The sequence below is a fragment of the Mesobacillus jeotgali genome (assembly GCF_014856545.2).
Lineage (GTDB): Bacteria > Bacillota > Bacilli > Bacillales > Cytobacillaceae > Mesobacillus.
The window spans coordinates 3,209,673-3,223,582 of sequence record NZ_CP109811.1 but is presented as its reverse complement, the minus strand read 5'-3'; the positions used below and the strand labels follow the sequence as shown (position 1 = coordinate 3,223,582).

Annotated in this window: 14 protein-coding genes and 2 pseudogenes; 8 read left to right on the top strand and 8 right to left on the bottom strand. The window is 45.8% G+C overall.

Annotation, left to right across the window (positions count from 1 at the left end):
* Window positions 1-15 precede the first annotated feature (15 nt).
* The 3 genes from namA to proC all read right to left on the bottom strand — a co-directional run bounded on the left by namA (window position 16) and on the right by proC (window position 3,170).
* Window positions 16-1,038 carry an NADPH dehydrogenase NamA gene (gene namA, locus FOF60_RS16585; protein WP_192470690.1) on the bottom strand — a complete coding sequence of 341 codons (1,023 nt, stop codon included), beginning with the start codon at window positions 1,036-1,038 and terminating at the stop codon, window positions 16-18.
* A 79-nt stretch (window positions 1,039-1,117) separates the two neighbouring features.
* Window positions 1,118-2,266 (bottom strand): glycosyltransferase family 2 protein, encoded by a 1,149-nt coding sequence (locus FOF60_RS16580; protein WP_225649925.1) that lies wholly within the window; start codon window positions 2,264-2,266, stop codon window positions 1,118-1,120.
* Between the two features lie 58 nt (window positions 2,267-2,324).
* Window positions 2,325-3,170: a pyrroline-5-carboxylate reductase gene (gene proC / locus FOF60_RS16575; protein ID WP_192470689.1), complete on the bottom strand. Its 846-nt coding sequence runs from the start codon at window positions 3,168-3,170 to the stop codon at window positions 2,325-2,327.
* A 551-nt stretch (window positions 3,171-3,721) separates the two neighbouring features.
* Between proC and FOF60_RS16570 the strand changes: the two genes are divergently transcribed.
* The 4 genes and pseudogenes from FOF60_RS16570 (at window position 3,722) to FOF60_RS16555 (ending at window position 7,485) form a co-directional block, all read left to right on the top strand.
* Window positions 3,722-4,687 carry an MBL fold metallo-hydrolase gene (locus tag FOF60_RS16570; protein WP_192470688.1) on the top strand — a complete coding sequence of 322 codons (966 nt, stop codon included), beginning with the start codon at window positions 3,722-3,724 and terminating at the stop codon, window positions 4,685-4,687.
* An 11-nt stretch (window positions 4,688-4,698) separates the two neighbouring features.
* Window positions 4,699-5,491: pseudogene (locus FOF60_RS16565) on the top strand (SDR family NAD(P)-dependent oxidoreductase).
* A 133-nt stretch (window positions 5,492-5,624) separates the two neighbouring features.
* Window positions 5,625-6,146: a sigma-70 family RNA polymerase sigma factor gene (locus tag FOF60_RS16560; protein WP_192470686.1), complete on the top strand. Its 522-nt coding sequence runs from the start codon at window positions 5,625-5,627 to the stop codon at window positions 6,144-6,146.
* Window positions 6,139-7,485 (top strand): DUF4179 domain-containing protein, encoded by a 1,347-nt coding sequence (locus tag FOF60_RS16555; protein WP_192470685.1) that lies wholly within the window; start codon window positions 6,139-6,141, stop codon window positions 7,483-7,485. The genes FOF60_RS16560 and FOF60_RS16555 overlap by 8 nt, the downstream gene beginning before the upstream one ends.
* A gap of 38 nt (window positions 7,486-7,523) precedes the next feature.
* Here FOF60_RS16555 and FOF60_RS16550 read toward each other — a convergent pair whose 3' ends face one another.
* A complete protein-coding gene (locus FOF60_RS16550) occupies window positions 7,524-7,715 on the bottom strand; it encodes a YqzH family protein (RefSeq protein WP_192470684.1) in 192 nt (63 codons plus the stop codon).
* A 227-nt stretch (window positions 7,716-7,942) separates the two neighbouring features.
* On the opposite strand from FOF60_RS16550, the gene FOF60_RS16545 reads away from it, so the two are divergent.
* Window positions 7,943-9,202 carry a Y-family DNA polymerase gene (locus FOF60_RS16545; RefSeq protein WP_192470683.1) on the top strand — a complete coding sequence of 420 codons (1,260 nt, stop codon included), beginning with the start codon at window positions 7,943-7,945 and terminating at the stop codon, window positions 9,200-9,202.
* 21 nt (window positions 9,203-9,223) lie between these two features.
* Entirely contained in the window at window positions 9,224-9,562 is a 339-nt protein-coding gene (locus tag FOF60_RS16540; protein ID WP_192470682.1) for a YolD-like family protein, read from the top strand.
* Window positions 9,563-9,661: 99 nt separating this feature from the next.
* Here FOF60_RS16540 and FOF60_RS16535 read toward each other — a convergent pair whose 3' ends face one another.
* Window positions 9,662-9,910: a CDGSH iron-sulfur domain-containing protein gene (locus FOF60_RS16535; protein ID WP_319801589.1), complete on the bottom strand. Its 249-nt coding sequence runs from the start codon at window positions 9,908-9,910 to the stop codon at window positions 9,662-9,664.
* A gap of 112 nt (window positions 9,911-10,022) precedes the next feature.
* Between FOF60_RS16535 and FOF60_RS16530 the strand changes: the two genes are divergently transcribed.
* Window positions 10,023-10,352 carry an iron-sulfur cluster biosynthesis family protein gene (locus FOF60_RS16530; RefSeq protein WP_192470680.1) on the top strand — a complete coding sequence of 110 codons (330 nt, stop codon included), beginning with the start codon at window positions 10,023-10,025 and terminating at the stop codon, window positions 10,350-10,352.
* A gap of 87 nt (window positions 10,353-10,439) precedes the next feature.
* Window positions 10,440-10,985: a hypothetical protein gene (locus FOF60_RS16525; protein WP_192470679.1), complete on the top strand. Its 546-nt coding sequence runs from the start codon at window positions 10,440-10,442 to the stop codon at window positions 10,983-10,985.
* A gap of 451 nt (window positions 10,986-11,436) precedes the next feature.
* On the opposite strand, the pseudogene FOF60_RS16520 reads toward FOF60_RS16525, so the two are convergent.
* The 3 genes and pseudogenes from FOF60_RS16520 to FOF60_RS16510 all read right to left on the bottom strand — a co-directional run bounded on the left by FOF60_RS16520 (window position 11,437) and on the right by FOF60_RS16510 (window position 13,852).
* Window positions 11,437-12,296, bottom strand: a pseudogene (locus tag FOF60_RS16520) (alpha/beta hydrolase).
* Window positions 12,297-12,745: 449 nt separating this feature from the next.
* Complete coding sequence (locus FOF60_RS16515) at window positions 12,746-12,877, bottom strand: hypothetical protein (RefSeq protein WP_264647580.1); 132 nt, start codon at window positions 12,875-12,877, stop codon at window positions 12,746-12,748.
* Between the two features lie 72 nt (window positions 12,878-12,949).
* Complete coding sequence (locus FOF60_RS16510) at window positions 12,950-13,852, bottom strand: hydroxymethylglutaryl-CoA lyase (RefSeq protein ID WP_192470677.1); 903 nt, start codon at window positions 13,850-13,852, stop codon at window positions 12,950-12,952.
* Window positions 13,853-13,910: the final 58 nt, after the last annotated feature.

Below are 13,910 nucleotides of genomic sequence, written 5' to 3'. Positions count from 1 at the left end.
AATATTGGTTTTAGCTTAAAAAATCCATCCTCGTTCATATTGCTTAGGTGATTCGATGCTTGTACCAAGCTCCTTGGCTGCTGTTCTTGGCCAGTATGGATCGCGCAAGAGTTCGCGGGCGATGAAAATCAGCTCAGCGCGATCATTTTGCAGGATTTCTTCTGCCTGTATTCCGGTCGTGATCAATCCAACCGCGCCGGTAGCTATATCGGCTTCATGCTTGATTTTTTCAGCGAATTTAACCTGGTAGCCTGGGTAAGCATGGATTCTGGCTGGTACAACAGCACCTGAGCTGACATCAATCAAGTCAACGCCCAATTCCTTTAGCGATGCACCAATGGTTACGTAATCATCGACAGTCAGGCCTTCTTCATGATAGTCGGATGCGGAAACCCGGACAAACAGAGGTCCATCCCATACGGTTTTTACCTCTTCAAGGATTGCCCGAAGGAAGCGGAAGCGGTTCTCGGCAGTGCCGCCGTATTCGTCATCCCGTTTATTTGTTAGCGGAGAGAGGAACTGGTTGATCAAATATCCATGTGCAGCGTGGATTTCGATGACATCAAAGCCAGCGCGCTTAGACCTCTCGGCAGCCAGCCTGAACGCCTCGACCGTTTCCTTGATTTCCTCAACCGTCATAGCCTTCGGTTCTTTATACTTCTCGTCAAAAGCTAAAGCAGAAGGGGCGATGATTTCATCACGCAATGCTGCTTTTCGGCCGGCATGTGCCAGCTGGATACCAGCGGCCGCACCACTCTGCTTGATTTGTTCCGTCAAAGCTGTCAGGCCGGGCACATGCTCATCGCTCCAGATTCCCAGGTCCTGATGGGAAATCCGACCTTGAGGAGTAACCGCCGTTGCCTCAAGAATGACCAGGCCCACCTGGCCGACAGCACGGCTTACATAGTGTGTCATATGAAAGTCTGTAACAATCCCATCTTCTTTTTCACATGAGTACATACACATCGGTGCCATGACGATTCTGTTTTTTAGAGTTAAATCTTTAATTTTATAAGGGGAAAATAATTTCTTTTCCATCGGGAAGCCTCCTTTTATTTCGAAATCCAAAATATATTTTTAGTATAACAGGGCTTCCTGAGGAAAGGAAAAATTGTACTCACCGCAATGTGTTTTTTCTTAATTCCGCAAGCGTATATTTCGTTCCGCGCCAGATAATGCCGCCTCTTCTAAATGTAAGGTAGCTGGCTCTCAGGATGGAGAAAATGAATATCAGGGCAGTGAAGGGAAGGACAAAGAACATCCATGGTGAAAAGCGGGTCATCTTCTTTGTTACCATCACATAAAGGAAAGCCAGGAATATAAGATTGACAGCACTTAAAATGGCGACTGCCTGATTATTTGAAAAAAGAGTGAAGAACGGCACGACCTGGGATACAAAGACGCCGAACACCGAAAATAGCACCATGCTGATCCGATAGTGGAGGCCGGCAAAGGTGTTCTTCTCCAGTCCTGCTAAAGCTTCCTTCAGGCTTTGGTACCATTCCACTTCAATGAGTGTCATAGCCGTGACAATCCGCTGCTTGAGACCTATTCGCTTAATCATCATTCCCAGCTGCAAGTCATCATCGGGCCGCATCCTTATATATTCATGTGTGCCGACTTTTTCATAGGCCGACCGGGTGATCATATTGAATGCTCCGATGCCGACTCCGGTTTTTGAGCGTGGATTATTGCCGAGCCAGGGTCTCTTGTAATAGGAAAAGCCGAATAAGAAGAAAGCAACAAAGGCCTTCAGCCAGAACGGCTTTGCACTAAGGTTCGGTGCTGCGGTTAAATGATCAAGGTCATGTTTCTCAAAATAGCCAACCGCTTTTGCAAAAGCCTCGGGATGGTACAAAACATCAGCATCTGTAAATAAGAGCAGGTTCCCTGTCGCGCGCTGGCAGCCTTTATAGAGTGCGTAGTTCTTGCCGAGCCACCCTTCTGGCAAACTTTCGATATGGATCACTCTAATTCTCGAATCAGAGCTTTTCAGGTGTTCCATCATTTTGCCAGTATCATCCTCGGAACGGTCATTGACCAGGATCCACTCGGTATTTTTGTAGGTTTGGTTCAGCTGGGTGCGAATGCTTTGGGAAATATGTTCTTCTTCATTCCTGGCAGCCACGATGACGCTAAGCTTTTGTCCATGGCCGGCAACCTCAGCCTTTTCGAGGGAATCCATTTTCCTAAAACCAATCAAGGCATCGATTGTCGCCAAAATCCAGATGATTAAAGTTAAAGACAGTAAGGTTAGAAGCAACATCTACACGTCCCTGTTGTTTTTCTCCATTGTAGAGAAACAGGGAGGGCATTTGCAATTTTTAAAGCGGACGGTTTGCTGCTGCAAGTTCATTTCCCAGCAGATGGCCCAGCCTTCTTGATTGAGCTGTGGCTTCCTTGATGCAGGATACGAAAGCAGATTGGACGCCATGCTGCTCAAGAATGCTGATTCCTGCTTCAGTCGTACCTCCCGGGCTGGTCACTTCAAAGCGGAGCTGGGCAGGCTCCTTATCCGACTTCGTCAGCATTTCGGCGGCCCCCAGCAGCGTCTGGATAATCAGCTGCTTTGCTGTTTGCTTATCCAGACCGATTTCAGCGGCACTTTGTTCCATCGCTTCGACAAGGTAATATATATAGGCAGGACCGCTTCCTGATAGGCCTGTGACGGCATCAAGCTGATATTCCTCAACGATTGTTGTCAGGCCGATTGTGTTAAAAAGCTCCTGTATCAGCATCTTTTGCGCTTCACTCACATTGGAGTTCACTGCCAGCGCAGTTGCCGATTTGCCAATCGCAGCCGAGGTGTTTGGCATTGCCCTTGCCACTGCCAGGGACTTCTCTGCAGCTGTTTCAATTGCGGCAATCGAGACGCCAGCGAGGACCGAAATGATCAGCATCCCTTCAGGTAAATAGGATTTGATTTCCCCAACCGCTGCGGCTGCGTCCTTCGGTTTCATTGCCAGGACGATTGCATCCGCATCTTTAAAAAGCATTTCCAAATCATATGTCGCCTTTATTCCATATTTCTGCTCCAGTGATTTTAATCTGTCAGTATCCTGTTTATTCGTGGCCCAGATCTGCTCTCCCGGAAGAAGCCCGCTTGCCCCTATTCCGGAAATCATCGCTTCTGCCATCGAACCTGCCCCAACAAAAACAAGCTTCTTCATCAAGATCGCCTCCATAAAATTTGATGTTCTGTTTTGCCACTGAAAGAGCCAGTGCTTACATCGGAAAAACAAAAAGGCCCTTCATCCCAAAAAGGACGAAAGGCCATGCTTCCGTGGTACCACCTTCATTCACTTCTTCAGCCAGTGCCGAAAAAGTGCAGCTCAACATCCGTTAACGCCGGTATACGTCCAGGTTTGCCTGGCAGCTCGCAAGGTAGGGTTCAACATGAAGAGGGCGGCGGAGCCTTTCAGCCGGTGGACTCCACTCTCTGACACCATTCCTGTCTACTGATCTTGCTCGAATGCTTTTTAAGATTTTACGAAATTTTAATAGTGATTATGCAAGAAAGACAACCCTTATGTCAAGTAGTATTTGAATAATTTTTAGTTTTTTCTGAAAATACAATCCGAAAATAATGACATTTTTCCGCTTTAAAGGTAAACTTAATTTTATATTGAAAAAATACCAGGACCAATAAAGTTGAATGATTTATTGAACAAACAATCACTTTACCTTATAGAAAAATAATGTTTTGGGGTGTATAGATAATATGGCTGAATGGAAAGATGGAATTGCCAAACTGACTTTGCCGACGCCTTTCCCGGTTGGTGATGTGAACGCATATTTAATAAAAGGGGACCGATTGACACTTGTTGACGCGGGAACGAAAACAGAGGATTCCTGGGAGTCGTTCAAGTCCCAGCTGTCCGATTTAAAATTGAAGCCCGACGATATCGAGCAGGTTATCTTGACTCATGACCATCCAGATCATGTGGGAATGCTGGATTACTTTTCACCAGATCTTGCTGTACATGGCCATCACCTGAATGAAAGGTGGATTAACAGGACTTCGGAATTTGAAAAGGAGCATAAAGAATTCTATGAGAAATTCTTTTTGCAATCAGCCATACCAGAGCCATATTTTGTGCCTTCGATGAAAGTGATGAAAAAGACATTAGTATTTTCTTGCGATCGTTCATTGACAGGGACTATCCAGGAAAATGATGTTCCTCCGGCACTGCCAGGATGGAGGGTGATCGAGACACCGGGACATGCCCAGAGCCATATTGTGCTCTTGCGTGAAAAAGATGGGACAATGATTGCAGGGGATACGGTCCTTGCAGGGATCTCGCCGAATCCATTGCTTGAGCCGCCGCTGCCAGGCGAAAGTGAAAGACCAAAGCCGCTGGTCCAATATAATGCAACACTAAAAAAGCTGCAGGAGTACCCAATTGGGCTAGTATACACCGGACATGGGACGGAGATAACAGAATTACATAGCCTGATCGAAAAAAGGCTGGCTCGCCAGCATGACAGGGCGTTGCAAGTAAGGGGGATGCTTGAAGGCAGGGAACTCACTGTTTTTGGGATTTGCAAATTGCTCTTCCCGACTGTGTACGAGCGCGAACTGAATCTGACCATTTCGGAAACAGTCGGCCAGCTTGATTATTTACAAGCCCTGGACGCAATTTCATTCAGGGAAGAAGGTACATCCTTCGTTTATACAGCAAAATGAGGTGAAAGACGATGTCATCCTTGAAAGGAAAAAATATTATTATTACTGGTGCCTCTGGGGGGATTGGTGCTGAGATTGCCAGGCTTTGCGCTGCGCGCGGAGCGAATCTCGTCCTTCTGGCCCGGAGTATCGATAAACTTGAGAGTTTAAAAAAAAGAACTACAATCAAAGTATGCCATCAATGTCCATGCCCAGCAGTTGGATGTGTCTGACCCTGAAGCAATCAAGCGGGTTTTCTCAGAAGTGCTTACGGATATCCGCTACGTTGATATATTGGTCAACAATGCCGGCTTCGGTATTTTTGATTATGCTCATGAAGCGAAAATTGAAGATATCAAAACGATGTTTGATGTCAATGTCGTCGGCTTGATGGCCTGCACTTCGATGGTTCTGCCTGCCATGAAGCAGAGGCGAAGCGGCCATATTATCAATATTGCTTCCCAGGCTGGCAAGATTGCCACACCTAAGTCAAGTGTTTATTCGGCAACAAAGCATGCCGTGCTTGGGTATACGAACAGCCTGCGGATGGAGGTTGCTGATGATAATATCTATGTCACTTCAGTCAATCCGGGTCCAATTGCTACGAACTTTTTTGACGTCGCGGATAAACAGGGAACCTATGTTAAAAATGTAAAACGTTTTATGCTGCAGCCTGAATACGTGGCGAAACAAGTGGTCAACCGCATGATGACGAGAACACGTGAAATCAACCTGCCGCGCTGGATGAGTCCTGGCAGCATTGTCTACTCGCTGTTCCCCCGTACCTTTGAACTTTTTGGCAAAAGAGTTTTCAACCAGAAATAAGCCGTCGATTATCTGTTCAAAATGAATACCTTTCATGACCGCCTTGTAAAAAAATGGCGGTTTTTTCAATTCTTTAAAACTTTTTTCCGTGTTCGATGTCTAATAGATAGAGACAAAGTCAGGGGGAGACATTTTGGAGCTTCAAGAACTCGTACAGAAAGCTAAGAAAGGCGACGAAGCAGCATTTTACGAATTGATGCAGCTTCATAAGGTGCGCCTGTACCGGATTGCCCTCAGCTATCTGAAAAATAGCGAGGATGCGGTCGAAGCACTGCAGGAGGTAACCTACAGGGCGTTCCGTTCCATACGGAAGGTGAAGGACCCGCAATATTTTACGACGTGGCTGACAAGGATTCTGATAAACTACTGCAACGATGAATTAAAAAAGAGGAAGAGAATTCTCATCAGCGATGATCTCATCAGCTTGATGGGCGCTGAGCACCAGACCAGCTGGCTTGAGGTTGAGGAGGTCATCGGCAAGCTTGATTCTAAAACAAGACAGGTTATTGAATTGAAATACGTGCACGATTTTAAAATCAAGGAAATTGCCGAGATTCTCGAATGTCCCGAAGGTACCGTGAAGACGTGGCTGAATAAAGGCCTGAAGGAACTTCGCGGACAGCTCGAAGATAAGGGGGGATTGGGCTATGCTTAATGCCGAGGAGAAAAAGCTGAGCAAGGCACAGGCCGCGCTTGAAAATATCGAAGTTCCAGAACTTCAGCTGGACGAGGCGATTGCTGCGGGGATCAGCAAAGGAAAAAGGAAAGCGAAGAAGAACCTTTTATATATGAGGACCTTTGCGTCAGCAGCAATCTTGATTTTTGCTTTTACAGCGATGCTCAGGACGTCAGAAACTTTTGCTTCATATGTGACGTTGGTACCTGGCATGGAGAAAATTGTTGAGCTTGTCCGGTTCGATAAAGGACTGACAGCAGCAGTTGAAAATGACTTTGCGCAAAAAATTGGTGTATCTGATGAACATGACGGCATCAAGGTCACGCTTGACTCGGTGATTGTCGATGAGCAGATGATGGTGCTGTTTTATAAGCTAGAATCTTCTGGAGCAAAAAAAGATCTTACAATTGAAAAGTTTTTGCTGACCGACAGTGAAGGGCAAAATATTGAAGAAACTGTTTTTTCTTATTACGACTCGTTCGATGCACACAATCAGGAACAGATGTTTACGGCCACATATGAATTCTATAATGATAATCTCCCTGAAGATCTCGAGCTAAGCATTGAACTGGCGGAAGGGAGAATAGATGATAGTGAACCTTCAAATAAGCTTGATCATACCTGGGTGCTTCCGTTCTCAATAGATAAGGATGCCTTTAAGGATAAAAAAGAAATATACGAAGTTAACGAAACAGTTGAGTTCGAAGGCCAGAAAATCACTGTTGAAAAAGTGTCGATCTATCCGACGAGAATCGGGATTACTGCTCATTTTGATATGGAGAATACCAGGCATATTTTCGGTTTCAATGATTTGAGAATTGTGGATGAAACTGGTGAAGAATGGGCGGCAATTAACAATGGGACCGTCGCCAGCCATAAAGATGAGTCAACAAAGGAATTTTTTCTGCAAAGCAATTATTTCAAAAAACCAAAAGAACTGTATCTTCGCTTCAATTCCTTGCGTGCCGTTGATAAAAACGAGGTAGAAATCATTGTCGATCCTGAGAAAATGAAAGTGCTGAAGGCTCCAAGTGATGGCAGATTGCTAAAGATCGACAGGGAGGAAAATCTATTGATGCTCACTTTTCAAAGGGATTCGAAGGAAGGACATACAAACATTTCATTTGATCAGGCAGTCGATTCGAATGGAGATGAAATTGGTGACGGCTCTGCTTCTTTCAGATGGAGCACGGATGCACTGCCGGTTGATATTTTAATCCCCTATTTCGGCGAAGGAGCAGCACCTGGCCCGATTACCTTAAAGTTGAATGATTATCCCGCAACAATCAAAGGCGAAGCAAATATCAGATTGAAATAATTAAAGGCTGTCCTGCAGGGCAGCCTTTTCGATTATTTTTAGGTAGCCAAAAATTCATAAACCGCGTCATTGATAAGATCATGCAAATCAGCATCAGGCTCTGCATTTTTCTGTTCCACAATCTTTATGTATATTTCATCGAATTCCGCCTCGCCGAACGGCAGTGTACCATCATGGCGGTACTGGACGAAGCATTTCTGGACCATTTTGCGAATCAGTTCTTTATCCATATAGATAGCACCTCTCCAGCTGATTATACTCCGAAGCTCGCTTCGAAAACACCCTTCCGTAAAAATCTCCAGTCCTGGCATCACTCACCATTTACACCTTAATTAAGTCAGTCACCCGGAAAATTACCATTGAAACCGAACGCATATTCGCTTAATATAATGGGTATAATGAAACGGAACAGATGTTCTTGTTGTTGGCAGATATCATGCAGAAAGGAGAGAGAAAGATGGTCGATTACAGCGAAATGCCGCAAAATAAAATTTTATGTGTGGATATGAAGAGCTTTTATGCGAGTTGTTCCGCCGTGATGCTCGGCCTTGATCCTCTTGACTGCTACCTGGCCGTCGTCGGGAATCTTGACCGCCCGGGAAGCGTGGTCCTCGCAGCCTCACCGCGTTTGAAAAAGGAGTTTGGCATCAAGACTGGATCACGGAAATTTGAAATTCCCGATGATCCGCGGATTGTGGTCGTTGATCCGCAGATGTCCACCTACCTGCGAATCTCCACAGAAATCTCCCGTGTATTCAATCGCTATGTCCCGAAGGAAGCGATTCACACCTACAGCGTCGACGAAAGCTTCATAAAGGTTGACGGAGCTTCAAAGCTTTGGGGAGACGCTGCTTCCATCGCCAAAAAAATCAAAGACGATATTGAGCGCGAATTCCAGCTCCCCTGTGCAATCGGAATCGGGCCGAATATGCTGATGTCGAAGCTTTGCCTTGACCTCGATGCAAAAAAGAAGGGTATTGCAGAATGGACCTATGATGATGTTCAGACGAAGCTGTGGAACGTCTCACCGCTAAGGGAAATGTGGGGAATTGGCCGCCGCGTCGAGAAAACACTGAACAGCATGGGCATTTTTACAGTCGGCCAGCTGGCCCGCTATGACCTAGAGAAATTGGAGAAAAAATTCGGCATCATGGGGAATCAGCTGTACTGGCATGCATGGGGGATCGACTTTTCGGATATCGGCGCCCCAATCATGGAAGGGCAGGTCAGCTTTGGAAAAAGCCAGATCCTGCTACGCGACTATAAAGAAGAAGAGGAAATCAAGCATGTCATCCTCGAAATGTGTGAGGAAGTCGCGCGCAGGGCAAGAAGCCATGGGAAGGCAGGCCGGACCATCAGCTTCGGAGTTGGCTACAGCCAGGATGAATTCGGCGGAGGCTTCCATCGCTCAAGGACAATTGAAGAGCCGACCAATATCACGATGGATCTGTATCGCGTCTGCCTCGAGCTTTTCGCTGAGAACTACATGGGAAAGACGGTGCGAAGCATCTCGATTTCGCTCGGGAACCTCGTCACCGACAGTGAATTCCAATTGAATTTGTTTGAAAAAAACGGCTGGAAAAAGAAAGAGCTTGGCTACGCAATGGACCGGATCCGCAGCCGTTACGGCTCGACAGCGCTCCTAAGAGCTGTATCATATACGGCAGCCGGAACAGCAAGACATCGTGCCGCACTCGTTGGCGGGCATAAGGGTTGATGAAAGGAGGAGGAGAGCAAGATGATTCGCGACCGCGGAAGAATTAAATGGACATCAATGATGCTTCCTGAGCATGTCAAGATGCTGCGTGACTGGTCACAGGAGGACGAATATGAAAAGGAAAAGCAGCTGGACGAACAGCAGCTTGAACAACTGAATGAAACGATCCTCGAAGCGATGGAGTATAACCGCCCGCTCAGCATCACTTATTACAGGCAAAGAAAATATGAATTGGTGATTGGAAAAATCCATTATTGGAATGAACTCGGGCAGAAGCTCCATATCGTTGACAGATTCGAGGAAATCCATCGGATCGGGATTTCTCATATTGCTGACGTCAGGCTAACGGATGAATGGTAGTTTGATGCACCGGAAAAATCCCAGCCACCCTGTTTAATGAAGGTCACTGGAAAGATGAAAGTAAAAAAAGAGCAATGGATTCCCCATTGCCCTCAATAGTTATTCCGTTTCATCAGCTTGCGGAGCACGGACAACCGATTCGAAGTTCCCTTTATGGGAAGCATCGCAGAACGGCATGTTCTTGCTCATGCCACAGCGGCAAAGCGAGAAAACAGGCTTTGACTCATACTTATTGCCGGCACCATCCAGCAATTCAACATCACCCGTAATCCTTAATGAACCATTATCATTCACTTTAATCGTTACTTTTGACAAAAAAAGCACCCCTTTCCAAATTGTCAGAATTATCTTTGATAGTAAGAGTTAAACAGAAAAATTGCAAGACATTTCGCCAAAGGGTTCTAAAACGTAAAAAATTCCTCTGTATGGTAAAATGAAGCATCGGAAGGGGAGAGCGATCATGAAGTTGAAAATCACCGAAGCAGCATCAAATAAACTGAACGAAAAAATATCAGGCAAGCAAGGCTATATAAAATTGAAATACGATATAGATGGCTGCGGCTGTGCAGTAAATGGAGTTGCAGCCCTCTGGTTTGAAAGCGAAAAAAATGTGGAAGAGCATCAACTGGAAACAGGCGGAATTCCGATTTATATTGAAAAAGCCAAAGAGGTCTTTTTTGATGAGGAAATGACGCTGGATTATAAAGATAGCAATGGATGTTTCCAGTTAAAGAGCCCGAATGAATATCTTAATCCAAGAATGAGCTTCTATGACAAAAGAGGGTTATGAGTTTACAAAAAACTGGAAAAAGAGTTAAATAAAAAAGAGTAATGTGGAAAATACATAGAAGTTTGACGCGAAGTCAGGGGGAGAAAGATGGGAAAATTGTGGAGGTCAGCCATAATCATTTTATGCGTGCTTGTGCTATCGGCATGTGCTTATAAGACTGCGGGAGAAGCAATCCAAAACGATATTCCGTTCAACATCAAACAAATCGTCCACAAGGAAAAGGTGGAGGATGGATATCTCATCTTTTACACAACAGAGCAAAAAGAAGGCTCAGGCACATTCGACGCGCTGGCGGTCGCCTATATCAAAGGCAGCGAAAAAGAAGGCTGGGAAAATGCGGGGCATAACCACTGGACTTATTATAAGAATGATTTCATGCTCCTGTATGCCGACACTTTCACAACCTTTAAAGAAGACGGAACATTGGATACGAAAATTCCCGTGATTTTCGGGAAAGTCGTGAATCCGGACATCAAAACAATAGAAGCTGCAGGACCGGATGGCAAGTTTACCAAAATAGAAATCTTTGAAAAAGAAAACGAGCGCTATTATTACGCAATTGGCGATTACAAGGAAGTCAGGGCACTGGACGCCGCTGGCAAAGAAATCGATCGCCAGGGAGAAAAACAGTAAAGGATTGGCTCAGGGATGAGTCGATCTTTTTTTATTGAGAGGCTCAATCCTCACGGCCATACGTGATACGAAGCCGATAGAAGGGCTCTATCGGCCAAAAAGAATCTGCAACGAGAGAAAAGTGTCCGATAGAAAGGGTCTATCGGACAAACAGAAGCCGAAACAAGAGAAAAGTGTCCAATAGAAGGGCTCTATCGGCCAAAAAGAATCTGCAACGAGAGAAAAGTGTCCGATAGAAAGGGTCTATCGGACAAACAGAAGCCGGAAGAAGAGAATAATGTCCGATAGAAGGGCTCTATCGGACAAACAGAATCTGCAACGAGAGAAAAGTGTCCGATAGAAAGGGTTTATCGGACAAACAGAAGCCGGAAGAAGAGAAAAGTGTCCAATAGAAGGTCCCTATCGGCCAAACAGAAGCTGGAACAAGAGAAAAGTGTCCGATAGAAAAGCCTTAATGGTCCGCATCCGTAATTCCATGATCGGCAAAGATATATTCCTCAAGGAATTCATCGAGCACCTTCTCGTATTGCTCCCGGTTCTCGCTGTACGATTGAGCATGTAACCCATTTTCTGCCATGTATAGCTTCTTTGGCCCTTGTTTCTGTTCGAACAAAGCCTCGGTCATCGATGGCAGGATGAAGTCGTCCTTGCGGCTATGGATGAACAGGATAGGGTTTTTAATATTTTCGATAACCGCAATCGGGGATACCTGACTCAAAGAATATTTATCACGGATGCGGACGAACATGCTGGCGACAGGCAGCAATAGTTTTGGCGGCAAAACTTGACCTCTTCCTTGATGCGGTAAGCGAGCTGTTCACTGAAGTCAGAGAAAGGGCAATCTGCCACATAGAAGTCCGCACCATCCTCAAGCATGCCTGCATAAAGGAGCAGAGTTGCGGCTCCCATTGACTCTCCGTGGATGCCAAGAAGCAAATCCGGACCCTTTTCATTCCTTAGCCAGTCTACCACTGATTTAAGGTCAAACTTCTCATAATATCCATAGCTGGTGGTCTTTCCGCCGGACTCCCCGTGGCGGCGGTGGTCGTAGATAACCGCATTGAAGCCCCGGTTCAAGAATAGGTTCATATATTTTACCGAATTGGTCTTGCTCTGCGTAACTCCATGGGCAATGATGATGTAACGGTTTGTGTCGTGAGGTTCAACGAGGACAGCCTTCAATGAGTAGCCAAAGGATGAAGGAATGGTTACTTCCGTTTTTGGCAGTGAATCATATTCTTCAGGCACAAGGTGGCCGGCTTTCGCTTCTCGGTTGAAAATTTCTTCGTCATCTTTCCTTTTTAAGAACATGACTTTATTGGATATAAAAACCCCGAGCGAGGTCAGGACAAACAAAAAAAGAAAATAGCACGCGGAACGCTCTTCTCAAGCTCAACCCTCCGATAATCTGTTTTCTTTATTTTACCATTAGTCTGAGTAATACAAACATGAAAAAGACCGCCGAATCAGGCGGTCCACCATAAATTTTGAGATGGAATTATATTACTTTGAGGAGTGTCCAGCTCCAGCGCCTAGCCCCTCGAGTCGCTTGTCTAGCTGCGGCTCCTAACTCCTCGAGACGCTTCGGTCCTGCCCATGAAGTCAAAGAACGACTTCACGGTCAGGCCCTCCAGCGCTTTTCGGAGTTGAGCAGTCGCCTCCGCTTTTCGAGTTCGGTCCGCCCAATGAAGTCAAAGAACGACTTCACCGGTCGGCCCTCCAGCGCTTGTCGGGGCTGACCAAGGCGCTTACGCTTTTCTTTATTGCTCTGAGTTTTGGCGCTTTGTCGGGTGAAGCGCTTTTTCAAGATCCTCGGCGGCAATCTGCTGTTTTACTGTATCTGCGTTTGGCTTGCCTTGCTGGCTGTAGCCTTTGTCACGTTTTTGGCTCATGCAACATGCTCCCTTCTTCAAAATTACCTCATCTAATAAGATGGATTTATACTCAGGAGCTTATGCAAAAAGTTAAACTGTAACAGAATTTAGCTTAAAATAAGTGCTTTCAATTTGCCTTGAGATATGAGGCTGGATCACTTCAATGGCCATGAGCATCTTGTCGAGATCGACGCCAGTGTCAATTCCCATCCTGTGAAGCATATAAACGACATCCTCGGTAGCAGCGTTACCTGCAGCACCAGGGGCGAATGGGCAGCCGCCAAGACCGCCGGCTGACGTATCAAAGCGGGTGACACCAGCCTGTAGTGAGGCCAAAATATTCGACAGGGCCAACTTTCTTGTATCATGGAAATGCGCAGTCAGCAGCACATCCGGGTAAGCATCCTTCAATTTCGAAAATAAGGAATAGGACTCATGAGGTGCAGCCATGCCAATTGTATCGGCGACACTTAGTTCATCGACCCCGGCATCAACGAATTCACCACATAGCGCAAGGACTTCATCCTCGTCAACCTTGCCTTCATATGGGCAATAAAAAGCAGTTGAGATGCACGCACGGACAAAGTAATCCTTCGACTTAAGCTCCGCAATCAAGGGCAGAACCTCGGCAAGGCTTTCGGCCGTCGTTTTATTAATATTTTTCTGGTTGAACGTATTGCTGACACCAACGAAGACAGCGACCGCTTTGCAATCCGTCATATAGACACGTTCAATCCCCTTTTTATTAGGAGCGAGGACGATATTCCTCGTGTCGCTGTCTAGACAGTCAGCAACGATTTCGGCAGCATCTCCCATCTGCGGAACCCATTTAGGGGAGACGAATGAAGTAAGCTCCATCTCTTTGATTCCGGCATCCTTCAATGAATGGATAAATTCTTTTTTCACTTCTGTAGGCACAAAACTCTTTTCATTTTGCAGCCCGTCTCTCGGGCCAACTTCAATTATTTCAACCTTCTCGGGAAGCTGCAGCATTTGATATACCCCTCCTCTTAAGATATCTTAATTGTAAATAGAATATTTTTAAAAATGC